At 72.6% G+C, this 25,008-nt stretch carries 21 protein-coding genes; 11 read left to right on the forward strand and 10 right to left on the reverse strand.

Features of this window, described 5'->3' with window-relative positions; all coding sequences use genetic code 11:
- Positions 1-53: 53 nt before the first annotated feature.
- On the reverse strand, positions 54-965 hold the full coding sequence (locus ACFXAZ_RS04810) for an endonuclease/exonuclease/phosphatase family protein (protein WP_384585096.1): 912 nt from the start codon (positions 963-965) through the stop codon (positions 54-56).
- 325 nt (positions 966-1,290) lie between these two features.
- Here ACFXAZ_RS04810 and lanKC point away from each other — a divergent pair, with 325 nt between their 5' ends.
- The 4 genes from lanKC to ACFXAZ_RS04830 all read left to right on the forward strand — a co-directional run bounded on the left by lanKC (position 1,291) and on the right by ACFXAZ_RS04830 (position 8,112).
- Positions 1,291-3,876, forward strand: coding sequence for a class III lanthionine synthetase LanKC (gene lanKC / locus ACFXAZ_RS04815; protein WP_384585377.1), 2,586 nt, complete (start codon positions 1,291-1,293; stop codon positions 3,874-3,876).
- 106 nt (positions 3,877-3,982) lie between these two features.
- Positions 3,983-4,120, forward strand: a complete 138-nt coding sequence (locus ACFXAZ_RS04820) for a SapB/AmfS family lanthipeptide (protein WP_384585099.1) — start codon at positions 3,983-3,985, stop codon at positions 4,118-4,120.
- A 171-nt stretch (positions 4,121-4,291) separates the two neighbouring features.
- Positions 4,292-5,974 carry an ABC transporter ATP-binding protein gene (locus tag ACFXAZ_RS04825; RefSeq protein ID WP_384585102.1) on the forward strand — a complete coding sequence of 561 codons (1,683 nt, stop codon included), beginning with the start codon at positions 4,292-4,294 and terminating at the stop codon, positions 5,972-5,974.
- The gene (locus ACFXAZ_RS04830) at positions 5,971-8,112 is read left to right on the forward strand and encodes an ATP-binding cassette domain-containing protein (RefSeq protein ID WP_384585105.1); all 2,142 of its coding nucleotides are present in this window, start codon (positions 5,971-5,973) and stop codon (positions 8,110-8,112) included. Before ACFXAZ_RS04825 ends, ACFXAZ_RS04830 begins: the two co-directional genes overlap by 4 nt.
- 55 nt (positions 8,113-8,167) lie before the next feature.
- On the opposite strand, the gene ACFXAZ_RS04835 is transcribed toward ACFXAZ_RS04830, so the two are convergent.
- From ACFXAZ_RS04835 to ACFXAZ_RS04845, 3 genes are all read right to left on the reverse strand, one after another.
- Positions 8,168-8,773, reverse strand: coding sequence for a LuxR C-terminal-related transcriptional regulator (locus ACFXAZ_RS04835; protein WP_384585108.1), 606 nt, complete (start codon positions 8,771-8,773; stop codon positions 8,168-8,170).
- Between the two features lie 212 nt (positions 8,774-8,985).
- Positions 8,986-10,893 carry a glycosyltransferase family 2 protein gene (locus ACFXAZ_RS04840; protein WP_384585112.1) on the reverse strand — a complete coding sequence of 636 codons (1,908 nt, stop codon included), beginning with the start codon at positions 10,891-10,893 and terminating at the stop codon, positions 8,986-8,988.
- Positions 10,894-11,046: 153 nt separating this feature from the next.
- The gene (locus ACFXAZ_RS04845; RefSeq protein WP_384585115.1) at positions 11,047-11,499 is read right to left on the reverse strand and encodes a winged helix-turn-helix transcriptional regulator; all 453 of its coding nucleotides are present in this window, start codon (positions 11,497-11,499) and stop codon (positions 11,047-11,049) included.
- 100 nt (positions 11,500-11,599) lie between these two features.
- Between ACFXAZ_RS04845 and ACFXAZ_RS04850 the strand changes: the two genes are divergently transcribed.
- Positions 11,600-12,913, forward strand: a complete 1,314-nt coding sequence (locus ACFXAZ_RS04850) for an MFS transporter (protein ID WP_384585117.1) — start codon at positions 11,600-11,602, stop codon at positions 12,911-12,913.
- 14 nt (positions 12,914-12,927) lie between these two features.
- Here the strand turns inward: ACFXAZ_RS04850 and ACFXAZ_RS04855 are convergent, their stop codons facing one another.
- Positions 12,928-13,521 carry a hypothetical protein gene (locus tag ACFXAZ_RS04855; protein ID WP_384585120.1) on the reverse strand — a complete coding sequence of 198 codons (594 nt, stop codon included), beginning with the start codon at positions 13,519-13,521 and terminating at the stop codon, positions 12,928-12,930.
- A 164-nt stretch (positions 13,522-13,685) separates the two neighbouring features.
- On the opposite strand from ACFXAZ_RS04855, the gene ACFXAZ_RS04860 reads away from it, so the two are divergent.
- Entirely contained in the window at positions 13,686-14,174 is a 489-nt protein-coding gene (locus tag ACFXAZ_RS04860; RefSeq protein WP_384585123.1) for a MarR family winged helix-turn-helix transcriptional regulator, read from the forward strand.
- Positions 14,171-15,460, forward strand: coding sequence for an MFS transporter (locus ACFXAZ_RS04865; protein WP_384585125.1), 1,290 nt, complete (start codon positions 14,171-14,173; stop codon positions 15,458-15,460). Before ACFXAZ_RS04860 ends, ACFXAZ_RS04865 begins: the two co-directional genes overlap by 4 nt.
- A 53-nt stretch (positions 15,461-15,513) precedes the next feature.
- Here ACFXAZ_RS04865 and ACFXAZ_RS04870 read toward each other — a convergent pair whose 3' ends face one another.
- The 3 genes from ACFXAZ_RS04870 to ACFXAZ_RS04880 are packed head-to-tail and all read right to left on the reverse strand — an operon-like array spanning position 15,514 to position 17,476.
- Entirely contained in the window at positions 15,514-16,341 is an 828-nt protein-coding gene (locus ACFXAZ_RS04870) for a hypothetical protein (protein WP_384585128.1), read from the reverse strand.
- An 11-nt stretch (positions 16,342-16,352) separates the two neighbouring features.
- A complete protein-coding gene (locus ACFXAZ_RS04875) occupies positions 16,353-17,252 on the reverse strand; it encodes an XRE family transcriptional regulator (protein WP_384585131.1) in 900 nt (299 codons plus the stop codon).
- Positions 17,249-17,476, reverse strand: a complete 228-nt coding sequence (locus tag ACFXAZ_RS04880; RefSeq protein ID WP_384585133.1) for a hypothetical protein — start codon at positions 17,474-17,476, stop codon at positions 17,249-17,251. Before ACFXAZ_RS04880 ends, ACFXAZ_RS04875 begins: the two co-directional genes overlap by 4 nt.
- Positions 17,477-18,073: 597 nt before the next feature.
- Between ACFXAZ_RS04880 and ACFXAZ_RS04885 the strand changes: the two genes are divergently transcribed.
- From ACFXAZ_RS04885 to ACFXAZ_RS04900, 4 genes are all read left to right on the forward strand, one after another.
- On the forward strand, positions 18,074-19,351 hold the full coding sequence (locus tag ACFXAZ_RS04885) for a substrate-binding domain-containing protein (protein WP_384585136.1): 1,278 nt from the start codon (positions 18,074-18,076) through the stop codon (positions 19,349-19,351).
- A 190-nt stretch (positions 19,352-19,541) separates the two neighbouring features.
- Complete coding sequence (locus tag ACFXAZ_RS04890; protein WP_384585139.1) at positions 19,542-21,155, forward strand: sugar ABC transporter ATP-binding protein; 1,614 nt, start codon at positions 19,542-19,544, stop codon at positions 21,153-21,155.
- Positions 21,152-22,135: an ABC transporter permease gene (locus ACFXAZ_RS04895; protein WP_384585142.1), complete on the forward strand. Its 984-nt coding sequence runs from the start codon at positions 21,152-21,154 to the stop codon at positions 22,133-22,135. The genes ACFXAZ_RS04890 and ACFXAZ_RS04895 overlap by 4 nt, the downstream gene beginning before the upstream one ends.
- Positions 22,132-23,109: an ABC transporter permease gene (locus ACFXAZ_RS04900; protein WP_384585145.1), complete on the forward strand. Its 978-nt coding sequence runs from the start codon at positions 22,132-22,134 to the stop codon at positions 23,107-23,109. The genes ACFXAZ_RS04895 and ACFXAZ_RS04900 overlap by 4 nt, the downstream gene beginning before the upstream one ends.
- A gap of 16 nt (positions 23,110-23,125) precedes the next feature.
- Here ACFXAZ_RS04900 and ACFXAZ_RS04905 read toward each other — a convergent pair whose 3' ends face one another.
- Positions 23,126-23,785 (reverse strand): SDR family NAD(P)-dependent oxidoreductase, encoded by a 660-nt coding sequence (locus ACFXAZ_RS04905; protein WP_384585147.1) that lies wholly within the window; start codon positions 23,783-23,785, stop codon positions 23,126-23,128.
- A gap of 149 nt (positions 23,786-23,934) precedes the next feature.
- A complete protein-coding gene (locus tag ACFXAZ_RS04910) occupies positions 23,935-24,984 on the reverse strand; it encodes an aldo/keto reductase (RefSeq protein ID WP_384585150.1) in 1,050 nt (349 codons plus the stop codon).
- Between the last annotated feature and the right edge of the window lie 24 nt (positions 24,985-25,008).

Consider the following 25,008-nt stretch of genomic DNA (forward strand, 5'->3'; position numbering starts at 1 on the left):
GCGAGGCGAGGCCACCAGCCGTCGGCTTCCGGACCCCTTGGCCCTCTCGGCCGTCATTGCGCACTGGGCCTGACCCGCGCGATCACCGGCAGATGATCACTGCCCGTGGCCGGAAGAGTGCCGATACGAGCGACCGTCCCCGCGCGGGCCATGACCTGGTCGATGCGGGCCACGGGGAAGGCGGCGGGGAAGCTGAACGCGAACCCACGCTCGGCCGTGTTCAGCCGTGACGTCAACGGGGTCAGCCCCCGGTCGTCGACGGTGCCGTTGAGGTCGCCGAGGAGCAGCACCCTGTCCTGCTCCTCGGCGGCGATGACCCGGCCCAGCAGGCCCGCGCTCTCGTCCCGCCAGGACGACGCGAGGCCGCTCGCCCCGACACGGACCGACGGCAGATGCGCCACGTACGCCGCGATATCGCCGTACGGCGTCCGGACCACCGCCCGCAGCCCACGACTCCATGTCTCCGTGATCGCCCGGGGCTTGATGTCCACCGGCCGGATCCCGGTCAGCGGATGCTTCGACCACAGGCCCACCGTGCCGTGCACGGCGTGGTGGGGGTAGTCCGGAGCGAGCGTCCGCGCGTACACCTCCCGCGCGGGTGACACCAGTTCCTCCAGCGCGATGAGATCGGGCCCGGCGTCGGCCAGGGCGCGGGCGGTGCCCGCCGGGTCGGGGTTCTCGTCACTCACGTTGTGCTGCACCACGACCAGATCGCGCGGGCCGGGCTCCCCGGCGGGCAGCAGCAGACCGCCGAACTGATGGGTCCACGCCGCCACCGGCAGCAACAGCGCCAGCAGCGCGACGCCCGACCGGCGCAGCACGGCCGCCACCAGCAGCACCACGACCACCAGGCCGAGCCACGGCAGGAACGACTCCAGCAGACTGCCCAGCCGGCCGACGGCATCGGGCACCGCCCGGGGAAAAGCCACCAGCCCCGCGACCAGCACCGCCGGCACGGTGGACACCGGGCCCCACCATCGCCCCCGCGCCCCGCCGCCCGCACTCCACCACCCGGACCGGCGCCGCACCCACCCGTCCGTCCCCGACTTCCCCTGAACCATGGCTTCCCATCCGCTCGGACCTCCCTGTCCAGGACGGATCACCACAGAGATCAGTTCCGCCCCGCCGGCCCGGACCCCGTACACGTCCTGAACGTCACACCGACCCGGTGCGCCCGGCACGTGCGAAGGGCATCCCCGAGACATGACAACGGGGACTGTGCCACCCCGCACGCCGCTGTCAGCCTCGTTCAGGTCGATGTCACCACGACACGACCTGGAGGAGGGCCAGTTGAATCCGGAGTACGCCGCGTACTGCCAGACCGACGGTGACTTCTACGACGCTCCGTCCCGCATCGCCGACGCCGGCTCCCCGGAGACCGCCCGCTACGGAGCCGCCCGCGCGCCCGTCCCCGACGGCTGGGTCACCGCCCGGTCCGGGGACTGGCTCTCCTTCCTGCCGACCGGTGTCACCCTCCCCGCCCAGGGCTGGAAGATCCATGTCTCCGCCGCCACCGACAACGCCGAGTCCGTGCTGCGGCGCGTGCACGCCCACTGTCTGGCCCGCCGCCTTCCGCACAAGTTCGTGCCCGGCCCCCGGCTGCTGAAGCTGCGCAACGCCAAGTACGCGGACCGCGCCGGAAGCGGGAAGTTCATCACCGTCTACCCCGTGGACGAGGACTCCTTCCCCGCGCTCTGCCAGGAACTGGCCGGGCTGCTGGCGGGGGAGCACGGGCCGTACGTCCTCAGTGATCTGCGGATCGGCGACGGACCGGTCCACGTCCGCTACGGGGCCTTCGCCGCGCGCTACTGCCTGGGCGCCGACGGCCGACCCGTGCAGGCCATCGAGGACCCCACCGGCACCCTCGTCCCCGACCCCCGCGAGCCGCGCTTCACCCTCCCGGACTGGGTCACCCCGCCCGACTTCCTGCGGCCCCACCTCGCCGCCCGCACCGCCGTGGGCACCAGCGGCCTGCCCTACGAGCTTCAGGGCGCCCTCCACTTCTCCAACGGCGGCGGCGTCTACCTCGCCCGCGACACCCGCACCGGCGACACCGCCGTACTCAAGGAAGCACGCCCGTACGCCGGACTCGGCACCGACGGAGCCGACGCCGTCACCCGGCTCGACCGTGAGCGTGCCGCGCTCGAACAGCTCGCCGGACTGGACTGCGTCCCGCGCGTGCTGGACACCTTCGACCTCGGTGACCACCGCTTTCTCGCGCTGGAGCACATCCCCGGACGCACCCTCAACACCGAGATGGTCCGGCGCTTCCCGCTCTCCCACCCCGCGCCGACGCCCACCGAACTGGCGGAGTACACCGCCTGGGCCGAGCGGATGTATCAGCGGGTGGAGGCCGCCGTCGCACAGGTGCATGCCCGTGGGCTCGTCTTCAGCGATCTCCACATGAGCAACATCATGGTCGGCGACGAGGACGACGGCGGGCGCGTCGTACTGCTGGACTTCGAGGCCGCCTTCCCGGCCGACGAGGACCAGCGCGGACAGGTCGTCGCCAACCCGGCCTTCGTCGCCCCCGCCGACCGCACCGGCCGCGACATCGACCGGTACGCCCTCGCCTGTCTGCGCCTGGCCCTGTTCCTTCCGCTGACCACCCTCTTCATGGTCGACCGCGACCGCGCACCCCGGCTCGCCCGGTACGCCGCCGACACCTACCCGGTGGACGCCGCCACGCTGGAGCCCGCCGTACGGCAGATCGTGCGCGGCCTGCCCGACGCGGACGCGGAATCCGGGCCGCCGCTTCCCGGGCCGGGGGACTGGCCGCGCAGCCGGGACTCCATGGCCCGCGCCCTCGCCGCCTCCTGCACCTCCGACCGCCCCGACCGCTGTTTCCCGGGCGACATCGCCCAGTTCGCCAATCCGGCGGGCGGACTGTGCTTCGGACACGGGGCGGCCGGCGTGCTGTACGCCCTGCGCGAGACCGGCGCGCCCGACTGCCCCGAGGCCGAGGAATGGCTGCTCGACCGGGTGAAGTCACCCGCGCCCGGCACCCCGCCCGGCTTCCACGACGGGCTCGCCGGAATCGCCTGGACCCTGCACCGGCTGGGCCATCCCGCACAGGCGGCGGAACTGGCCCACCTCCTGATCCGCCAGCCCCTGGACCACCTCACCCCCGACCTGCACGGCGGACTGGCGGGCATCGCCCTCGCCCTCCACGACCTGGCCCAGGACACCGGCGACGCCGAACTCGCCACCGCCGCCGACCGCTGCGTCGACCGGGCCGCCCGCGCCCTCACCGCAGGGCCGCAGACCTCCCGTACCGGACTGCTGTACGGTGCCACCGGCCTCGCCCTGCTGTTCATCCGACGCCATGAGGCCATCGGCGACCCCACCTTCCTCGACCTGGCGGCCACCGCGCTCCGCCGCGATCTGGACCGGTGCAGACCGGCCCCCGGCGGCGGGCTGCACGTGGTGGAGGGGCGACGGCTGATGCCGTACCTCGGCGCGGGCAGCGCCGGACTGGCCCTGGTCCTGGACGACTACCTCACCCACCGCCCCGACGACGACCGGTTCTGCGCCGCCCGCCGGGCCATCGAACCCGCCCTGCGCTCGGCGTTCTACATCCAGCCCGCCCTGTACCGGGGGATCGGCGGACTCGTCCTGCACCTCGCCCGCACCCACCAGGGCGACCCGGCCGAACGCCGTCGCGTCATCGACCGGCACATCCGGCTCATGGGCCTGGAGGCGACCCCGTACGACGGTGAACTCGCCTTCCCCGGCGAACAGTTGATGCGCCGTTCCATGGACCTCGCCACCGGTACCGCCGGATGCCTCCTCGCGCTCGGCGCCGCCCTCGCCGACCGGCCGGTCTGCCTGCCCTTCCTCCCACCCCTCACCGCGCCGCCCGTCGGCGCCCCATGAACGCCCCTTGACCTGTCAGGGGGTCCAGCACCACCGCACCACACACCGCTGGTCTGTTCGATCCGTCCCCAGCACATTCGATCCGTCCCCATCAAAGGAGCACATCATGGCCCTTCTCGACCTTCAGAGCCTGGAGATCGCCGAGTCCGCCGACGAGCAGGCGGTCGGCGACCTGGAGAGTGTCAGCAGCGCGAGCCTGCTGCTCTGCCAGGGCAGCTCCGTCAGCCTGATCCAGTGCTTCTGAGCGCACTGACCGCCCTCGACACCCCGAGTGGCTGAGCCGCTGACCACCCAGGCGGTACGGACCGGTCCCGGACACCCTCCGGGACCGGTCCCGTCACACCGCCCACCCGCCCCCACGGCGGACGGCCCGCGCCCCCGGCCCGCCCGACCGTCCCTGATCCCCTTCATCTCCTTGGTCTTTCTCGTCCTCTCCGCCACCGGGGGCGCCCTCGCCGCGCTCGCCCTGCCCGCCGCGCTCGGCGTCGCCCTGGACCGGGTCGTGGCCGACGGCCGTGTCCCCTGGTCCGTACTGGCGGTGTGCGCGGCCCTGACCGCCGCCGAGGCCGGGTTCGACGCGCTGGTCACGCTGATCGGCGGTACCGGTACGGCGGCCGGGGCGGCCCGGCTGCGGACGGTCCTCCTCGGCCGTCTGCTGCACACCGAGGCACGCCATGCCGCCACTCACGCGCCGGGCGACCTCACCACCCGCCTGACGGCCAACGCCGCCGAGGCCGCCACGGTGCCGGTCGCCATCGCCCAGACCGTCGCCGGGGTGCTGGTGCCCGTCGGTGCGACCGTCGCGCTCTTCGTGGTGGACCCGTGGGCGGGGCTCGCGCTGCTCGCGGGCTTCCCGGCGCTCGTCGTCCTGCTCCGGCTCCTGGTACGCCGGACCTCCGTCACCGCCGCCGACTACCAGCGCGAACAGGCCCTCATCGCCGCCCGGCTGACCGAGGTCCTGGCGGGCGCGGCGACCGTACGGGCCGCCGGGACCGCCGCCCGGGAACGCGCCCGGATCACCGAGCCGCTCGGCCGCCTCGCCGCGCACGGCCGCCGCACCTGGGACGTCCACGGCCGCGCCGCCGCCGGCGCGGCCGTGCTGCTGCCGCTGCTGAGCCTGCTGGTGCTGGCCGTCGCCGGACTGCGGACGGCGACCGGCGCGCTCGGCGTCGGTGACCTCCTCGCCGTGGCCCGGTACGCGGCCCTCGCGGCCGGACTCGGCGTCCTCACCAGCGCCCTGAGCGGCATCGCCCGAGGCCGTAGCGCCGCCCGCCGACTGGACCCGCTGCTCGCCCTGCCCCCCGTACCCCATCGGGCGCACACCCTGCCGCCCGAGGGCGCCGGGACCCTGGAGCTACGGGACGTGGAGGTGCGACGCGAGGGACGGCGGGTTCTCGCGGAGGTGTCCTTCAGCGTTCCCGGCGGTACCTCGGCCGCCCTCGTGGGCCGCTCCGGCGCGGGTAGGTCGCTGGTCGCGGCCGTCGCGGGGCGGCTGACCGACCCCGACGCCGGGACCGTACTCCTGGACGGCGTCCCGCTCGACGCCCTCGCCCCCGAACGACTGCGCCACGCCGTCGCGTACGCCTTCGCCCGGCCCGCGCTGCTCGGCACGACCGTCGAGGACACGGTCGCCCTCGGCCCGTCCCGCCCCAGCCGCGCGGCCCTGACCGAGGCCCTGCGCGACGCGTCCGCCGACGGCTTCGTCTCCCTCCTCCCACAAGGCATCACCACCCCGCTCGCCGACGCGCCGCTGTCCGGCGGCGAGTACCAACGCCTCGGTCTGGCACGGGCGTTCGTGCGCGGCGGCCGGCTGCTGATCCTGGACGACGCCACCTCCAGCCTCGACACCGTCACCGAACACCGCGTCCAGCAGGCGCTCTCCCGCCGCGCCGGGGCCTGCACCCGCCTGATCGTGGCCCACCGCGTCACCACGGCCGCCACGGCCGATCTCGTGATCTGGCTGGAGAACGGGGGAGTACGGGCGACCGGACGGCACCGGGAGCTGTGGGCGGACGCGGAGTACCGGGGGCTGTTCCGGACGGCTGAGGACGCCACGCCCCTCCCGGCGCCCTCCTCCCCTCGGGGTGCGTCCCCGTGACGGACACAGGGGTGCCCGAAGGAGGTGGGGGTGAGGCCGGGGCGCTGCGCCGGGTCCTGCGGGACGGGCTGCCGTTCCTCCGCGCCCGGCGGCGGGTGCTGCTGCGGCTCGGCGGGTGGTCGCTGCTGGAGGCGGGCCAGACCTTCGCGGGCGGGTACGCCGTCGCCCGCTCCCTCGACGACGGCTTCCTCGCCGCCGCGCCCGGCACCGGCCTGCTGTGGCTGGCGGTCGCGGCCCTCGCCCTGGCACCCGCGTTCCTCGCCACGCGCGGTGTCTTCGGCCGCCTCGCCGACCTGGTGGAACCGCTCCGGGACGGGCTGGTGCGGCGGGCCGTCCGGCGGGCCGTCGACTCGGGGACGGGCGGCCCCGCCACCGTCGCCCGCGCGGTCGCGCAGGTCACCCACCAGAGCGAGATCGCCCGCGACGGCTGGGCCGGACTCGTGCTCGCCGCCCGGGGGTTCGCCTTCACGGCCGCCGGGGCGCTGGCCGGCATGGCGGCCCTCGACCCCCGCCTCCTGGTGGTCGCCCTGCCGCCCCTGCTGCTCGGCGTGGGGCTCTTCCTGGCCACCCTGGTCCCCATGGGTGCCCGCCAGCGGGCCTGTCTCGACCTGGACGAGGCGTACGCCGCCCACGCCGGACAGGCCGCCGCAGCCCTGCGGGACATCGCGGCGGCGGGCGCGGCGGGGCCGATGGCCGAACGCGCGAGGGACCTCACCGACCGGCAGACCCGGGCCGCCCGCTCACTCGCCCGCTGGGCCGCCGCCCGCGTCCTCGCCCTGGCCGTCGGCGAACGGCTCCCCCCGCTGCTCCTGCCCGCCGCCGCGCCCTGGCTGATGCGCGGCGGAGTGACCACCGGCGAACTGGTCGGCGCGTTCACCTATCTGACGGCGTCCCTCGCCCCCGCGCTGAACGCCCTGCTGACCGCCGTCGGGGCGGCCGGAGGGCGCCTGCTCGTGGTGCTCGACCGGTTCACGGCCACCGGAGCCGCAGAGCTGCTTCCGGGGCCCGAGCGTGCGGTGCCGCCGCTGTCGCCTGCCGGGCCCGAGCGTCCAGTGCCGCTGCCGTCGCTTCCGGCCCAGGGGCACTCCGTACGGCCGCCGGCGCTTTCGGTCTCCGGACATGCGGTGCCGCAGCCGTCGCTTCCGGCACTCGGGCACCCGGTGCCGCAGCCGTCGCCTCTGGCACTCGGGCACCCGGTACGGCTGACGTCACATCAGGCGCCCGAACCCCCGGTGCCGCCGCAGGCGCTTCCGGCGCTCAAGCTCCCGGTGCCACAGCAACCGCCTCCGGCGCTCAAGCAACCCGCCCCGCAGCAACTCCCTCCGGCGCCCAAGCACCCCGAAACCGGATCCGGAATCCGGGTGTCCGCCCCACCTGAGCCCATCCCTGAGCCCATCCCTGAGCCCATTCCTGAGCCCAGTTCCGCCCTCGCCCCCTACGCCGAACTCCGCGCCGTCTCCTTCGCCTACGGCCCCCACGCCCGCCCCGTCCTGGACCGGCTGGACCTGACCCTGAGGCAAGGGGATCACCTCGCCGTCGTCGGCCCGAGCGGCAGTGGCAAGTCCACCCTCGCCGCCGTACTGGCCGCAGTGATCGCCCCCACCGAGGGCGAGGTGCGCTGGCGGGGACGGCCCGCGTGCGAGGAGAGGGCGGCCGGTGCCGTACGTACGCTCCTGCCGCAGCAGCCGTACGTCTTCACCGGGACGCTCCGCGACAACCTGCGGTATCTGCGGCCCGACGCCCCGCCCGCCGAAGTCGCCGACGCGGTGTCGGCGATCGGTGTGGAGGCCCTGGTGGAGCGGTTCGGCGGACTCGACTCGCCCTTCGACCCACGGCACCTGTCCCCGGGCGAGGCCCAGCTCATCGCCCTCGCCCGCGCTCATGTGGCGACCGCCCCGCTGCTCATCCTGGACGAGGCCACCAGCCAGCTGGACCCGGCGGCCGAGGCCCGTGCGGAGTCCGCGCTCGCCGACCGCGCCGGGATCCTCGTCGTCATCGCCCACCGCCTCGGCTCGGCCCGGCGCGCCGGGCGCGTCCTGGTGATGGACGGCTCCCGCACCGACCTCGGCACCCCGGACGAACTGCTCGCCCGCTCACGCCTCTTCCGGGAACTGGCCGGTCACTGGGGCACGACGTGAACCGCGCCCCGTCCTCACCGCCCCCGTGTCCAGGCGGCGGCCCGGTGTCCGCGGGTCAGAGCCACCCGAAATCCCTGGACAGGCGGATCGCGTCCATGCGATTGCGGGCGCCCGTCTTGCGTATCGCCGCCGCGAGATAGTTCCGAACCGTCCCGCTCGCCAGATGCAGCGCGCTCGCTATCGCGCTGACCGACTCACCCTCCGCCGCCAGCGCGAGCACACGTAACTCGCGCGGGGACAGGGGCACATCCGTGGCGTGCAGCAGCCCGAAGGCGAGGGACTCGTCGATGTGACGTCCACCGGCCGCGACCTTGCGGACCACGGACCCCAGATTGTCCACCGGGCCGAGCTTGTCGACGTACCCGGTGGCCCCGGCGTCGCAGGCCCGGCGCAGATCGCCGGCGCGGTCGCCGCGCGCCAGTACCACCAGCGCGGGGAGCTGCCCGGCCGGTCCGCGCAGAGACTCCATGAAGGTCAGCACCTCCATGGAGTGCGGACACTCCAGGTCCGCGACGATCACGTCCGCCGGACACTCCGTCATACAACCGCGCACTCCGCCCTTGTCCGTGGTGCGCACCTGGATCTGTGGGTCCGTACTGAGCAGACAGGCCAGGGACGCCCGCCACAGGGGCACCGCGTGAACCAGGAGAACGGTCGTCATGTGAAGCTCCTCCGCTCGCTGCTTCGGTCTTGGCTCTTCGCTCACTTTCCGCGCAATCGCGTACGTTCTGTGCGCGACCGCCCACCAGTTGAGCACGAGGGGTCCACGAACCACTGACAAAATGCCCAACACGTCGGACGCGGAGGCGTAGCTGGCCAGAAAGAGCGGACGACAGCGCGGAAGCGTGCGGTGGAGCCAGTTCCGCTTACCGCTTACCGCGCGGACCGGGGGCGGCGTTCGCCCACCGAGTCCAGCAGCCGCCGGGCCCTGCTCGGCCGGTACGCCGGACCCTCCAGCCGTAGCAGCGCCCCGTTCCGGACCACGGCGTACGCGGCCGGTGTCGAGGACTGCGGGAAGGTCACCGGGTGGCGGCCCGAGGGCAGTGCGAGGCGGGCCGGGAGACGGAGGGCGGCGACCGTCCCCTCGGGGATCAGTTCGGCGTCCACCGCGAGGGCGGACACCGTCACCTTCACCCGTACCGGAGCGGTGCCGTCCATGGCCGGGATGTGGGGGAGGGGAAGCGTACGGTCGCCCCTTCCGGCGTTCGCCGACGCGGCCTGTGCGGTGTCGGGACCGAGCCGCCGCTGCCGTTGGCCGATGTCCAGGGCCAGTTGGCCGCTGCCGGTCCAGTAGGGGAGGGCGAGCCGGCCGCCGGTCAGGGCGCAGGGGGCGGCGGGGCTGCCGTGGGCCGCGCTGCCGGTGACGCGGACCATCCGGTCGATGCCGAGGAACTGGACGAACGCCCAGACGTCGTGCACGCCGCGCTCCAGGGGCCGTCCGCCGGCCAGCCGCTCCGGGTCCAGGCGCAGCGGGCCGGTCGCGATGAGCTGGGAGCGGCCGTCGCCGAGCGGGCGCAGGCTCACTCCCAGGTCGCCCTCCGGGTACCACCAGTCCTCGCGGTCCCGGTCCTTGACCACGAGTTCGGCGTGGGCGAGCCGTAGGGGGTCGGGAACGTCCCAGCCGTCGTCCGTGCCGGGTACGCCGCTGAGCAGCTCCGGGTCGAGGACGTACCGCCCGTCGCGTGTGGCGAGGGCGAGCGGTTGGCCGTCGCCGCGCAGCAGACCGAGCGTGATGTCGGCGACCAGGTGGCCGTCCGCCCAGCGCGGGGTGCCGACCTCGGTGTGGGCCCTGACCTCGCGGATGCGTTCGGCGAGCGTGACCGCGCCGTCGAAGTCGTCGCGTTCGAGGAGTTCGGCGCGGAGCCGGGAGACGGCGGGCAGGCCGTCGCGCACGGCGGCCGGGAACTCGGCCCGCGCCAGCTCACGGGCCGCCTCGAAGCGGGGGCGCTGCTCGGCCGGGTCCTCGCGCAGGATCTCTGGCTCGCGGGTGCGGGAGAGGATCTCGACGTGGTAGAGGCGGTGGAGGAGACGGTTCTGGAGGGCGTCGGGGTCCCCGGAGGGGGTGGTGCCGTCCTTGATCTGGCCGACGACGGTACGGAGGTTGGGCCAGAAGCCGTGCCGGGGGTTGAACCGGTGCTGGGTGTTGTTGCCGCCGTCGTCCCGCTTCATCCAGTAGTAGCAGGGATAGTCGGCGAGGACCGCGATCCGCTCGGCCTTGAGATAGGCGGCGCTGACGAAGAGCAGATCCTCCAGGATCCAGGGCCCCTCGGGGAAGCGCAGGCCGTGCTGCTCGACGAAGGCCCGCCGGAACATCTTGTGCGGCGACATGCTCTGCATCAGCTCGTCGTTCTCGATGGTGCAGGCGTCGACCGTGTGCCGGAACAGCCGGCGGGGGCGGACCATGGTGCTGGACATCTTGCCGAGCACGACATCGGCGTCAGTGCGGCGCGCGTGCGCGTACAGCCGCTCCAGCGCCTGCGGCCCGAGCAGGTCGTCGTGGTCGACGAACTGGATGTACTCACCCCGGGCGTGCCCCATTCCCACGTTGCGCGGGGCACCGGGCCAGCCGGAGTTCGGCTGGGTGTGCACCTGGACGTTCGGATGGGCGGCGGCGATCTTCTCCAGCCGGATCAGCGTGTCGTCCGTCGAACCGTCATCGACGTAGATCACCTCGTACTCGTCGGCGGGCAGACTCTGCCCGAGCAGCGACGGGGCGCATTCGTCGACGTACTTCCCGGTGTTGTACACGGGAACGATGACGCTGACCTTGACTCTCGGCATCCACTGGACTCTACCCGGCCCGCTTTCGCCATCCGGTGGCACGGATCATCGGGCGGATCACTGGGCGGGTCATCGGACGGATCGCCGGACGGATCGCCGGACGGATCGCCGGACGGATCGCCGGACGGATCGCCGGACGGATCGCCGGACGGATCACCGGGTGGAGATCTTGTGGACGACGGTGTCGTCCGGACTCAGCGGTCGCCCGTCCGTGGACAGGACTTCCAGCGCGCGCAGCGGCTGTCCCTGCGCACGGTCCACCAACTGTGAATGCGGTTCGCCGGGCGCGAAGAAGTTCTGTTCGCCCCACTGCCGCAGAGCCACGATGACGGGGAAGAGCGCCTCGCCCTTCGGGGTCAGTACGTACTCGCGGTAGGCGCTGCCGTCCGAGGCGGGGACGGTTTCGAGAACACCACCGGCGGTCAGGGTGCGCAGGCGCGTGGTGAGGATGTTCTTCGCCACGCCCAGACTGCGCTGGAACTCCCCGAAGCGCCGGCTTCCGTCGAAGGCGTCCCGCACGATCAGCAGCGACCACCAGTCGCCGATCGCGTCCACGGACCGGGCGACGGGACATTCGTTGTCGTCGAAGCGGGTTCTGGTGACCATGACGTCCCTCACTTTCATGTTGGTTGCAACATGCTACCAGGGCGGCTAGTGTCGTCCTGGCCAGTAGCAAGATGAAACCGAATGGGGAAGGGGGTCGGCGATGCCCGTCAGTGGTGACGCGGTGACGCCACGCACGGCGCACGGCAGAGGGACGGGTGAGGGCCACGGAGGGAAAGACGGGGGCGGCGGAGGAAGCAGCCCCGGATCCGCTCTGCCCCGTCGCGTCGTCGCACTCTTCGCCGTCGCCGCCGGGGCGGCGGTGGCCAACGTCTACTTCTCCCAGCCGCTCCTGGTGACCATCGGCCACGACCTGGGCATGAGCCCGGCGGTGGTCGGCAGTGTGGTCACCCTCACCCATGTCGGATACGGGCTGGGACTCTTCTTCCTGGTGCCCCTGGGCGACATGGCCGACCGCAGACGGCTCGTCGTGGCCCAACTGCTGCTCCTGGTCGTGGCGCTGGCCGTGGTCGCCGCCGCGCCCACGGCGGCGATCCTGCTCGCGGGCATGGCCGCGATGGGGCTGCTCGCCGTCGTCACCCAGACGCTGGTGGCCTTCGCGGCCTCACTGGCCCTGCCCGCCGAGCGCGGCCGGGTCGTCGGTCTGGTCACCGGCGGAGTGGTCATCGGGATCCTGCTCGCCCGCACGGTGTCGGGCCTCCTGGCCGATCTCGCGGGCTGGCGCTCCGTCTACATCGCCTCGGCGTCACTCACCGCCCTGCTCGCCCTGCTCCTGTACCGCGTACTGCCGCGTCACGGCGGCACGCCACCGGCCCCCCTGCGCTACGGGCAGCTCCTGCGCTCCACGCTCACCCTGTTCGCGCGGGAACGGCCGCTGCGGCTGCGGGCCCTGTTCGGGCTGCTGATCTTCGCCGCGTTCTCCACCCTGTGGAGCAGCGTCGCGCTACCGCTCAGCGAGGCCCCGTACTTCCTGTCCCACAGCGCGATCGGGGCACTGGGCCTGATCGGCGTCGCGGGTGCCCTCGCCGCGACCGTGGCGGGCCGCCTCAACGACCGAGGACTCTCCCGGTGGACCACTGGCACCGCCCTGGCGCTGCTCACCGTCTCGTGGCTCCCCCTGGCCTTCACCCGCAGCTCCCTGTGGGCCCTGGCCGTCGGGGTGATCCTCCTCGACCTCGCCGTACAGGCGGTCCACGTCACCAACCAGACCGTCCTCTACGCGCTCCACCCGGACGCGGGCAGTCGGCTGATCGGCGGATACATGGTCTTCTACTCGATCGGCAGCGCCGCCGGAGCCATCGCCGCGACGACCCTCTACACGACGGCCGGCTGGGGCGCCGTATGCGTACTGGGCGCCGCGTTCAGTGGCTCCGGGCTGGTGCTGTGGGCGGTGACCCGACACGGCTCCCCGGATCACACGTCCGAGGTGACCGCTCGCGAGGCGACGGACCATTGAACCGGCGCGGCCTCTCACGGCTCCCGTCGGGTCGTCCGCCCCGCGCCCACCCTCCTCGCCAGCCGTACGCCGAGCGCCGCCAGGAGAGCTGCCGCCAGGGCGTACACCGGCAGCCAGAGGGTCGTCGTGGCAGCCAGGCAGTCGTTGACGGCGTGTCGGCTCTGGTCGCTCCGCGCGGACTCCAGCGCGGCGCTGTCCTGGCCGCCCAGGCCGCCCAGCGCGGCCTGCGCCTGGAGGGCGGCGTAGTCACCGAGGCGGGCGCACTGGGCGCGGGTGCCGGGCATCGGGAAGAACCAGGCCCAGCGCTGTATGGCGGGGGCCACCGCGAGGGCCACGCACAGGCCGACGACCAGCGAATAGACCGTCAGGCTCCGCACATACCCGGATCTCGCGCCGGGGGTGGGGGACGGAGGGCTGGTGAAGGACAGGATCACCGCGAGCAGCGTGATGCCGAGGTAGGTGGAGAACCACTGCCACGAACCGGAGGAGAGGGCGAAAGCGAGGACGGCGGCGAGCGCGGTGCCCAGCACCCCGGCGCGATTACCGGCTCCCGGGTCCGTGCGGGGGGTCATGGCGCCCTGGCCGGCCGGGTGGCTGTGGTCGTCCATGCCCTCCGCCGCCTTCCGCCTGCTGCCTCGGCTGCTTCCTGCCTCGGCCGGGGCTCAAGTCTTGGACCGCGGCCCCGCGCGTACCCGCTCACCATGCCGGTCTGCCCGTCCCGGTCGCCCGGTTGGCGGGTGATCGAGTATCGCAGCGCTGTTATATTAGCGCTGTGACATCCACTGATCCCACCTCCCTCCCCGACCCCTGGCACTCCCTGCACATGCTGCTGGCCGCCATGGACGCCGAGATCGAGCAGGTCTATGTCGAGCGCGGGATCGAAGGGGTGCGACCCCGGTTCGCCTATCCGCTGATCCGGCTCGCCCACACCGGGCCGCTGACCATCCGCGACCTCGCGAAGTCCCTGGGCCGTTCGCACTCGGCGGTCAGCCAGACCGTCGCCGCCATGCGCAAGGAGGGGCTGGTGACCTCCGAGCCGGGCGCCGACGCCCGTACCCGGCGGATCGACCTGACCGAGCGCGGCCGGTCGCTGGTGCCGTTCCTGGAAGCGGAGTGGCGGGCCACGCACGCGACGGTCGCCGAGCTGGACGGTGAGATTCCGCATGCGATGACCGCCGTCGTCGAAGAGGTGCGGCGGGCGCTGGAACGCCGGTCGATGCGGCAGCGGATCCTGCACCATCTCGTCGAGCCGCCGCGATGAGGGCACGGGTCCGGTTCCTGGACACCCGTCCGCTGCGCGGCAGCCGGCCCTTCCGTGATCTGTGGATCGGTACGACGGTCTCCCAACTCGGCGCGCAGATGGCCAACGTGGCCGTACTGGCCCAGGTCTGGGACCTGACCGGCAGCCCCATCGGCACCGGCGCCATCGGGCTCGCCACCGGGCTGCCGATGGTGCTGTTCGGGCTGATCGGCGGCACCCTGGCCGACAGCGTCGACCGGCGGGCGGTCGTACGGGCCACCACCGCGGGCCAGTTGCTGGCCGCCGGCGGACTGTGTGCCCAGGCTCTGGCGGACAACCGGAATGTCGTGCTGCTCCTCGCCCTGGTCGCCCTGGGGACGTCCTGCGCCGCTCTCGGCGCGCCCGCCCGACGCACCTTCCCGGTCCGCCTGCTGCCCACCGACCAGGTCGCGGCCGGTCTCGCACTGAACAGCCTCTCCTTCCAGGCCGCGATGCTCGCCGGGCCCGCGCTGGCCGGGCTGGTCATCGCCCGCTGGGACCTGCCGGCCGCCTACGCGATCCAGGCCGTCGCCACGGCGGTCTCCGTGCTCGCGGTACTGCGCCTCCCCGCCATGCCTCCCATGGGGACCGGCGTGGCGGGTGGCAGACGCCGGCCCGAGCGCGGCGGGTGGCGGATCGTGCTGCGCCGCCCGACGCTGTGGGGCTCGCTGGTCACCGACCTGTCCGCGACGCTGCTCGCCATGCCGATCGCGTTGTTCCCGCTGGTCAACGAGATCCGTTTCGGCGGCGATCCACGGACCCTCGGCCTGTTCCTGTCCGCTGTCGCGGTCGGCGGGATCATGGCTGGTCTGCTCTCCGGCACGGTGACCCGCTGGCGCCGGAGCGGACTGGTGCAGCTCTGTTCGGCGAGTGTGTGGGGTCTGGCGCTCGCCGGTTTCGGCCTGGCCGGGCCGCTGTGGCTGGCGCTGGGCTGTCTGGTCGTGGCCGGGGCCGCCGACACCGTGTCCGTCGTCACCCGCAGTGCCCTGGTGCAGCTGGAGACCCCGGACGCGTACCGGGGGCGGGTCTCGTCCGTGGAACACGTCATCGGTGTCGCGGGTCCCGAGCTGGGCAACTTCCGTGGCGGTCTGCTGGCGTCGGCCACCTCCGCGTCCTTCTCCCTGGTCGCGGGCGGACTGTCCGCCGTCCTGGTGGTCGCCGCCGTGGCCGCGACCAACGGCCCCCTTCGCGCCTACCGCACCCCGCCGCCGCCTCCTCCCGCGAAGCCGGCCACCGCCGAGGTCGCCGACACGGCGACGCCCGGATAGGCCCGTCGAACCGGCCCTGCCACTTCCCCCCGGCCGTCCTTACCCTCCGGGGTTCACGCCGTCGTCGTACAACCGCTGCCGCTGCGGTGGGCCGGGCGGCGGGCGGGCAGGGGCGGTGCGGGGCGGCTGTGGGGGGATCGCTGGAGGCCGTTCCAGGGGAGCGTGGCGGTCAGGAGCCAGGTGACCCGGTCGGCGAAGTGGGGTTCGGGGACGGGGATCTCGACGCCGGGATGGCGGGTGTAGTGGTGGGTGACGGTGTCGGCGACATAGCGGGTCAGGGCGTCGATGCGGTGGCGCCGGGGGCGGGAGCCGGGGCCGGTGGTGAGCCGGCTGAGGGTGCGCAGGACGGTGGGGAGGCTGGCGTCGAAACGGATCTGGTGGGGCGGATCGACACCGGCCACGGTGAGGGTGTCGGTGCCCTGGTCGGCCCAGGCCGGGTCCTGCTGGGCCTGATCGGCTTCGTGGGCCTGGTGCCGGTAGAAGTCGGCGGCGTGCTGCTCGCCGCGGATCTGGTGGTAGAGGGAGAGCGTGTGGCAGGCGGGCGGGTGGCCGTCCCCGGCGGCGTACTGCCACCAGAAGCGGGCCCCGTCCTCGATCCCGGCGACATGCAGGGCGCACCCGAGCAGCCAGGCGGAGTGCAGGTCGGGGATCTGGTCGGTGAGGAAATCGAGGGTGCTGTGCCTGACGGTGCCGATGGCCGTCTCGCACAGGATGTGCAGGTACTGGGCGTCGGACCCGTCGTGGACGACGACATGCGCGGGCGGGCCGGGGCGGCGGGTGTCGTCGCCGGGGCGGGTGTCGTCGGGGACGTCGGGGTGCGGGTGGAGCCGGGCACGGGCGAGGAGCCGGTCGATGGCAGTCGCGGCAGTCATGGCGGTCATGGCGGGTGGTGTCACTCCGGGGTCGGTGGGCTCGACGGCCTCAGGAAGTCCTTGAGGGCGGCGCGTGCGTGATGGTCCACGGCGTGGGTGATGGCGTGGGCGTGGCCGAGGACGTCCGCGATGCGCTGATGGGGGATGCCGCACAGATGACGCAGGACGACGACGTCCAACTGGTCCTCGGGCAGGCGGGTGATGGCGTCGAAGAGATCGACGAGTTCGGTCAGGACGACGAGATGTCCCGGAGCCGCGGCGTGGTCGTGCACCTCGTGCGTGGAGAACACCGCCGGGCGCAGGTCGACCCGGCCGTCCTGCCAGCGCGAGGCGCGGATCATGACCCGGGATCGGAACAGCCGCCAGGCGTAGCGGTGGAGATTCTCGCTGGTGACCGCGTGGTTCCAGCAGACCCAGAGCATGTCGAACGCCTCGCGCACCACATACCGGGCGCGGCGGTCGGTCAGCAGAAAGGCGCGGGCGTAGTCGGCGTACGTCCCCGCCATGCGCTGAGTGAACGCCTGGTACGGCAGCGGCGGCCCGTGCCCGTCGTGGGCGACCTGGGCTATGGAGTACTCGATCCAGCCGTCCCCCTTGCGGGCCTCCCGGGCGCCCGCCGCCCACAGCCGGCGCAGCGGCGGGGCGGGCAGGCCCAGGGCGTGGGTCACGCTGAAAGTGATCTCCCAGGCGGGGTAATAGCCATTGCCGCGCAGGAGTTCGCTGATCCGGGTCTTGGAGTAGCCGGATCGTTCCACCAGGTCGTCCAGAGTGAGCCCGCCGGAGAACAGAATGGTGCGTACGGGTTCCAGCCAGGCGCGGTGCACAGGGCCCGCGTCCTGGGAGATGGGCGCGGGAGGGCGCCCGCGTTTGGGGGTGGCGGGCAGCGGCGGTGGTTTCGCCGGGCCGGGCGAGGGCGTCACCGCAGTGCCTCCCGGCAGCCCGGCCCGTAGGCTCTGGCGCCCCGTGGCCGGGCCCGGGTGCCGGGGGCGGTGCGGAAGAGGAATCGGACGATCTGGTGGGCCAGAAGGCCCGGGGAGAGCAGCAGGACCGCGGTCGCGACCGCGTGCCCCAGCACGATCGAGACCGTGCTCCATGCGAAGACCGCCGCCAGGACGGCAACGGTCAGCACCTTCTTACCGGACATCGCACTCGGTTTCTGTGAGCGAAGCAAGCGACAGCCCTTCCCCGCACCGGTGCTGACGCGGCGCCAGGAAGGACCGCCAGCATGCCGCCAACCCCGCCTGCCACGCCACGCGGTCACGGAGTTGCGGAACAAAGACCCACCGCACCACCGCCCGTCACTCCCCACCCGCCCCGGCATCCCGAGGACCCGGGCCCCGCACATCCTTCACCTCAGCGAACGGTTCGGGGCGCGGTACGGGAGCGCGTCCCGGTGCGACCGGCATCCCTCGCCCGGCGCCCGACCTGTCGGGCATACATATGGAAACGATATCGCAGGACTCTCTCCGTCGCCCCGCTTGTCCTCGACGGTGCTTGGTCGCGTGCCAGAGGGAGGGTGGTCGGCCCTCCTGGTGGCCGATCTGGGCCCCTGTGTTCCATGAATTACCTGGTCGTAGCCCCCTTCGGGGAGAGTCGGTCACGGGGTGCCCCGCAGGACCCCGGCGGCGTGCGCCCGCCATGAAACCCGCAGTGTCACACCTCTTGACACCCCGACGGCCCCAGTCGCATGCTCAGGCCACGATCAGTGATGGAAACCTTTCCATAGCTAGGGAGCATTCCGATGGGACGTCGGCGAACCATTCCCAGGAGACAGCGGGCCGCCGCCCTCGTGGTGGCCATGGCCTGCGCGGGCCTGACCGCCTGCGCGGCCACCGCGGAACCCGCCGGCAGCGCGAGCGAGGGCACCGGCTCGGCCGACGCGGGGGCGTGTGGAACGGTCACCTACCAGGACCCCGGCGGCAACGCCGACCTGAGCAGCCTCCCCGAGGAGACCAGGAACGGGTACAACGGCTACTTCGCGCCGGTCAACGCCTCCGCGTACAAGGACTTCAAGCGCACGTCGGACGGACCGATCAAGATCGGTTACAGCGATTCGTTCTCCGCCAACGGCTGGCGCGGCGACGCGCTGAGACGGCTGGAGGAGGATGTCGACCACCTCAAGAAGGCCGGTGTGGTCAGCAGTCTCCAGACGGCCAACTCCAATCTTGACAACAGCCTCCAGATCCAGCAGATCACCAGCATGATCAACCAGCAGGTGGATCTGATCCTGGCCATCCCCAACTCCCCGACCGCCTTCAACGGCGTCATCAAGCAGGCCCATGACGCGGGCATCCCCTTCGTCACGCTCAACGCCCATGTCACCTCGCCGTACGCGATCAACGTCGACACCAACTACCACCTGACGGGTGAGCTGGTCGCCGGCGGCATCGCGAAGATCGTCAAGGGGACGGGCGAGGTGCTCCTCGTCGACGGCATCAACGGCTCGCCCGCCTCCGCCGCACTGCACGACGGCTACCTGGCCGCGTTCGAGAAGTGCCCCGGCATCAAGGTGGCGGGATCCCTGGAAGGACAGTGGAGCGAGGCCACCGCCAAGTCGCTCATGCTCCAGTACCTCTCCACCCACCCCGGTGAACTCGCCGCCGTGGTCAACAGCGGCGGCATGACCAACGGGGTACTCCAGGCCCTGGAACAGACCGGCCGGCAGCCCGTGCCCATCGGTGACGCCAACCCGAACCAGGGCTCGCTCGTCTCGCTGCTCGACACCCTCCCCGACGCGTACGTGGCCGGCACCACCCCGCCGGCCCAGGGCATGGACGCCGCACTCCTCACCGGGATCGCCACCCTCCAGGGCCAGGGACCCAAGTACGACGCCATCGTGGCGACCCCGGCCGAGATCACCGGCCGCGACGCCCTGGACTCCTGGATCCGGGACGGCTGGACCGCGTCGTCCACCGCCCAGGCACCCGCACCGCCGGGATCCGACTGGCTGTCGGCCGAGCAGCTCGCCGCGTACTTCGAACGCCCCGCGCCGCTGCCCGAGCTGCCACCCCTGCCGTAGCGCCGCATCGGGGCGTCGGCATGTCAACAGGCGCCCCGAGCAGGACCGGTACAGGCGCCTCGACCACCAGCCGTGCGGGCGCCCGGCCACCAGCAGGACAGGCGCCCCGACCGGTACCGGTGCGGGCGTCTCACCCATACCCCTACGGGTCGGGTCACAGCACCTCCCCCAGACGGACAGGAATGGATCGGTGGAAGGAACATTCGGTGGTGAACCGGTCGGGCCGGGGCCCGGCCGAAGGACCAAGGCCGTACGCCAGGACCCCGCGGCGACACCGCTGCTGGAGGTCGCCGCGATGGCGAAGAGTTTCGGGGCGACCAAAGCGCTGACCGACGGGTCTCTGTCGATCGCGCCGGGCGAGATCGTCGCCCTGATGGGAGAGAACGGATCGGGCAAGAGCACGCTGGTCAAAACCCTCTCCGGGGTGATCCGACCGGACAGCGGGGACATCCGCCTCGACGGCGAACCGCTGGCGCCGGCCACCCCCCGCGCCGCGCTGCGCGCCGGAATCGTCACCGTCTTCCAGGAGATCCTGGTGGCACCGGACCTCACCGTCGTCGACAACCTGTGGCTGGGCTCGGGATCCCCGCTCGCCACAGGGAAGAACGAGCGCGCACGCCGCGCGGAGGCGGAGCGGATCCTGTCGGTGCTGTGCCCCGACCCTCCCGCCCTGGACGCGCGGGTCGACGAGCTGGACCTGATGCGGCAGCAGGTGTGCGTGATCGCCCGCGGCCTGCTGCGGCGACCACGGCTGATCATTCTGGACGAGGTCACCTCGACGCTCGACGTCACGATCCGCGACCGCCTCTTCGCGGAACTGCGCAGGCTCTGCGCCGCCGGGGCCGGAGCACTGTTCATCTCGCACCGCATGGACGAGGTGCTCTCGCTGGCCGATCGCTTCGTCGCGCTGCGCTCAGGGGCGACCGTCGGCACCCTCGACCGTGGCGAAGCCACCGCCGAGCGGCTGGTCCGGCTCATCTCCGGCGAGGAGGCCGCCAAGGAACGGGTCAGGGCCGTGCGCGCCACCGTGGCCGACAGCCGTCCGGTCCTTGAGGCCGCCGGAGTGCGGGTGCGGCCCGGCGCCGACCCGGTCGACCTGACCGTCAGGCGCGGCGAGATCATCGGGCTGGCCGGGCTCGAAGGCCACGGCCAGGACGAGTTCCTGCGCGTCCTGGCGGGGCTGCTGCCCCCCGGGGCGGGCACGGTGCGCGTCGTCCCGCCGGACGGGGGCGACGCGGTCGCGGTGCGCTCGTACCGGCAGGCGGTGCGTCTCGGCATGGCCTACGTACCCCGGGACCGCAAGGCGGAGGGCATCGCCGACGTGCTCTCGTCGCTGGACAACTTCAGCGTGCCGACGCTGCGCCGCGACTCGCTCGCCGGGGTGATCCGCCACCGGATGACGGCGAAGCGGTTCCGCGACTTCAGCCGGACCGTGAATCTGGCGCCCGCCCCGCGAACCCCGGTGGGCCGGCTCAGCGGCGGGAACCAGCAGAAGGTGATCATCGCCCGCTGGCTCGCGACCGAGCCCGGTGTGCTGCTGCTCAACGACCCCACCCGCGGGGTCGATCTGAGGACCAAGCACGAACTGTACGACCTGTTCGAACGGCTCGCGGACGACGGCATGACGATCGTGATGCTCTCCACCGAGGTGGAGGAACACCTGAATCTCATGGACCGCATCCTCGTCTTCCACGCCGGTTCCTGCACACGCGAGTTGACCCACGAGGAGGCCGACCGCGAGTCACTGGTGTCCGCCTACTTCGGACAGCGACACGACGCCCTGGCACACGGAGGCCCGCGATGAACCCCCGGATCGCCCTGCGCTCCCCGCTCGCCAAGGTGTGGGCCATGACCTTGGCCCTGGTGATCGCGAACGCCGTCGTCTCGCCCGACCTGCTCGCCGGGTCACGCCTGCCCGGCATGGTGAACCTCCTGGTCCCCCTGGTCCTGGCGGCACTGGCGAGCGTGCCGTCGATCCTCTCCGGCGGCGGTGGCCTCGACCTGTCGGTGGGCCCGCTCCTGGGATTCGTCAATGTCTTCGCGGTCGGGGTCCTGGTGCCCCGGGGACTCGGCTCGGCCTGGATCGGCATCCCGCTGTGCCTGCTGCTCGGCGCGGCCGTCGGCGCCCTGAACGGGGCCCTGGTGGCCTACGGCCGGCTCCAGCCCATCGTGGTGACCCTGGGCAGCTTCCTCGTCCTCGCCGGGCTGGCACTCGTCGTCATGCCCGAGCCCGTCGGCGGGGCCCCCGGATGGGCCGCGTTCCTCGCGGACAGCTCCCTCGGCGGATATCTGCCGCACTCGCTGATCCTCCTTCTCGCCGCCTTCGGCCTGTGGGCGGCGCTGCGCACGGCGGGCTTCGTACGCCTGGTCCGGGCCGTCGGCAGCGACCAGCGGGCGGCCTACACCTCCGGGGTGAACGTCCCGGCGATCCGGCTCGGCGCGTACACCCTGGGCGGTGTGTTCGCCGCACTGGCCGGCCTCGCACTGACCGCGCTCATCAACTCGGGCGACCCGACGGCCGGCCGGCAGTACACCCTGATGGCGATCGCCGCCGTGGCCCTCGGCGCGAACGCGCTGCACGGTGGCCGCGGCGGCATCCTCGGCCCGCTGCTCGGCGCCGGCACCCTCTTCCTCATCCAACTGCTGCTCTCCGCCGTCAACGTCTCGTCCCTGTGGATCCAGGTCGTCTACGGGACGGTGCTGCTGGTGGCGATCTGCCTGAACTCCACCACGGCGGGCGGAGCACGGCTCCGTACGGCCGCACCCCAAGGAGCCCGACCATGAACCTGAGCGCCGTCACCGGCCGGCTGAACGGAAGAATGACGTCCGGACCGGCCCAGTTGCTCACCATCGGTGCCATCTTCCTGGTGGGCCACACCCAGGTCGTCGGCTACAGCGGGCTGACCTCGATCCGGGCGATGGCCGTACTGGCCGCGTTCCTGGGCATCGCCGCCATGGGCCAGACCCTGGTGGTGCTGGTCGGCGGCATCGACCTGTCGGTGCCCGCGGTCATCGGCGCCGCCAATGTGATGGCCGCGAAACTGACCGGCGAGGGTTACTCCTCGCCCACGATGATCGCCCTGGTGCTCGCCTCCGGCTTCACCGTCGGGGTGGTCAACGGATATGTCACCAGCCGCTGGCAGGTGCCCGCGCTGATCGTCACCCTGGCCACCGGCTCGGTCGTCGGCGGCGCCGTCCTGCTCTGGACGAACGCGACCCTCACCGGCCGCGCCCCCGCCTGGCTGACCGAGTTCACCTCGTCCTCGGCCACCACCGGCCCGCTGCCCGTCGCCCCGGTCGTCGTGCTGTGGCTGCTGCTCGCGCTGGTCGCGGAGTTCGTGCTCCGCCGCACCCGCGCGGGCCGCAAACTGTATGTGCGGGGCGTCAACCAGAACGCCGCCCGGCTGATGCTGGTCAGCGACCGCGCCGTGACCACCCTCGCGTTCGGCTGCTCCGGCCTGCTGGCGGCCCTCAGCGGCCTGCTGCTGACCGGCTTCACCGGCTCCGGGCTCTTCGACATCGGCGCGCCCTACCTGTTCAGCGCGATCGCCGCCGTGGTCGTCGGCGGCAACTCCCTGCTCGGCGGACGCGGCAACATGCTGCGCTGCGTACTGGGCGTGATCGCCCTCACCGAACTCACCACCCTGCTCGTCGGATTCTCCCTGAGCGCCGCCGCCCAGCAAGCGGCACTCGGCGCGGTGATCGTCCTGGTCGTGGCCGGCTACGGCCGGGAACAGCCGCTGGGCAGCCAGATATGACCGGCCCGCCGGGTGATCAGGCGTACAGCAGCTCCGACTGCCACTCGTCCCGCGGCTGGTGGTGCAGGTTGAGGTAGGCCGCGGCCAGGGCCGGGGAAGCGAAACGGGGGTCGTCGCCGTCGATGTGGCCGGCGATGGTCACGGTGGTGACATGGACGCCGGAGCCCTGCTGCTCCTTGTGCAGGGCCTGGACATACGCCCGTAGCGCCGCCTTGCCCACCGACAGCGAGGTGTACTCGGGCGACGGGTCCAGGGCGAGCGCACCACCGGTGAACAGCAGGCTGCCCCGGCCCTCCGGCAGCAGCGGAAGGACCGTCCGCGCGGCGACCATCGCCCCGGTGACATTCACCGCGAGGGTGTGGGCGAAGTCCCGCGGGTCCTGTCCGGTGGGGGTGTCGGGAATCAGCAGCGCCGCGTTGTACACCAGCAGCTCCGGTGCTCCCACCTCCTCCGCGGCCCGGACGAGCGCCGTACGCAGCTCCTCGGGGTCGGCGGCGTCCGCCGGGCAGGCGCGCGCGACGCCGCCGTCGGCCGCCAGCCCGGCCGCGTACGTCTCCAGGCGCTCGGCACTACGGCCGAACAGCGCCACCGGGTGGCCGTCCTCGGCGCAGGCCTGTGCGAGGGCCAGGCCGAGGCCGGGGCCCACTCCGATGATGAACGCGGATCCCTTGCTCATGATGCTTCCTTCGACTGTGTGATGTGGTGCGCCACGGTTCTCTCTTCGGTTGTGCGGTGCGGTGCGGCCACGGTTCTCTCCTCGGCTGTGTGAAATGGTGCGGCCACGGTTCTCCCGTGGTGGGCAAGGGGACATCGCCCGTTCCCGTACTAACCCGCGGGGGCGAACTGCGGCAGACGCGCCATGATGGCCTGGATCTCGGCCTCGTCCGAGACACCCTGGAAATCGTGGCGCGGCGTGTACGGCGCTTCGAGCGCGCGGATCTCCTCCTCACCGAGGCCGATTTCCAGCGAGGCGACCGCGTCGTCGATCTGCCGGGTCGTGCTCGCCCCGACGAGGGGAGCGGTCACCACCGGCTTGCTGTGCAGCCACGCCAGGGCGACCTGGGCGCGCGGCACGCCCCGGGCATCGGCGACGCGGCCGACGGCGGCGACGATGTCACGGTCGGACGCCTCGGTCGCCGGTGAGTACAGCATCTCGGCGTACCCGTCATTGCCGCTCCGCGAGGTCGACCTCGCGTCCGACCACGCGCGGGCGAGCCGCCCCCGGGCCAGCGGGCTCCAGACGACCGTGCCGATGCCGTCATCGCGACAGAGCGGGATCATCTCCCGTTCCTCCTCGCGGGCGAGCAGGTTGTAGTGGTCCTGCATCGACACGAAACGGGCCCAGCCGTGCTCCCGCTGGAGGCGCAGCGCCTTCGCGAACTCCCAGGCAGGCATCGAAGAGGCGCCGAGGTAGCGGACCTTGCCGGACCTGACCAGGTCGTGCAGCGCTTCGAGGGTCTCCTCCAGCGGCGTCGTGTGATCGTTCCTGTGCACCTGGTACAGGTCGATGTAGTCCGTGCCGAGCCGCCTGAGCGAGTGGTCGACCTCGGTCATGACCGCCTTGCGGCTCAGGCCCTTTCCATTGGGTCCCGACCGCATCGGATTGCGCAGCTTGGTCGCGATCACGACGTCATCGCGATCGGCGAAGTCCCGCAGGGCGCGGCCCAGGATCTCCTCGCTGGAGCCCTGCGAGTACACATTCGCCGTGTCGAAGAAGTTGATGCCCCGTTCGATGGCGTGCTTGATGAGCGGACGGCTCTCGTCCTCGCCCAGTGACCAGACCGGGTGGCCGCGCTCGGGCTCGCCGTAGCTCATCGCGCCGATCGCGATCGGTGAGACCTCAAGTCCGGTGGTGCCCAGCTTTACGTAGTCCATGGTGCCGTCTCCTTCGATGGGTCC

It is taken from the genome of Streptomyces sp. NPDC059477, from assembly GCF_042749375.1.
Classification (GTDB): domain Bacteria; phylum Actinomycetota; class Actinomycetes; order Streptomycetales; family Streptomycetaceae; genus Streptomyces.

Excerpts from the sequence above, each read along its gene's own strand:
- ACFXAZ_RS04835 (WP_384585108.1), bottom strand. The coding sequence starts at position 8,773 with ATGACGACCGTTCTCCTGGTTCACGCGGTGCCCCTGTGGCGGGCGTCC.
- ACFXAZ_RS04885 (WP_384585136.1), top strand. The coding sequence starts at position 18,074 with ATGGGACGTCGGCGAACCATTCCCAGGAGACAGCGGGCCGCCGCCCTC.
- ACFXAZ_RS04850 (WP_384585117.1), top strand. The coding sequence starts at position 11,600 with ATGCCCGTCAGTGGTGACGCGGTGACGCCACGCACGGCGCACGGCAGA.
- ACFXAZ_RS04895 (WP_384585142.1), top strand. The coding sequence starts at position 21,152 with ATGAACCCCCGGATCGCCCTGCGCTCCCCGCTCGCCAAGGTGTGGGCC.
- ACFXAZ_RS04845 (WP_384585115.1), bottom strand. The coding sequence starts at position 11,499 with ATGGTCACCAGAACCCGCTTCGACGACAACGAATGTCCCGTCGCCCGG.
- ACFXAZ_RS04870 (WP_384585128.1), bottom strand. The coding sequence starts at position 16,341 with ATGACCGCCATGACTGCCGCGACTGCCATCGACCGGCTCCTCGCCCGT.
- ACFXAZ_RS04910 (WP_384585150.1), bottom strand. The coding sequence starts at position 24,984 with ATGGACTACGTAAAGCTGGGCACCACCGGACTTGAGGTCTCACCGATC.
- ACFXAZ_RS04865 (WP_384585125.1), top strand. The coding sequence starts at position 14,171 with ATGAGGGCACGGGTCCGGTTCCTGGACACCCGTCCGCTGCGCGGCAGC.
- ACFXAZ_RS04840 (WP_384585112.1), bottom strand. The coding sequence starts at position 10,893 with ATGCCGAGAGTCAAGGTCAGCGTCATCGTTCCCGTGTACAACACCGGG.
- ACFXAZ_RS04820 (WP_384585099.1), top strand. The coding sequence starts at position 3,983 with ATGGCCCTTCTCGACCTTCAGAGCCTGGAGATCGCCGAGTCCGCCGAC.
- ACFXAZ_RS04880 (WP_384585133.1), bottom strand. The coding sequence starts at position 17,476 with ATGTCCGGTAAGAAGGTGCTGACCGTTGCCGTCCTGGCGGCGGTCTTC.
- ACFXAZ_RS04855 (WP_384585120.1), bottom strand. The coding sequence starts at position 13,521 with ATGGACGACCACAGCCACCCGGCCGGCCAGGGCGCCATGACCCCCCGC.
- ACFXAZ_RS04900 (WP_384585145.1), top strand. The coding sequence starts at position 22,132 with ATGAACCTGAGCGCCGTCACCGGCCGGCTGAACGGAAGAATGACGTCC.
- ACFXAZ_RS04905 (WP_384585147.1), bottom strand. The coding sequence starts at position 23,785 with ATGAGCAAGGGATCCGCGTTCATCATCGGAGTGGGCCCCGGCCTCGGC.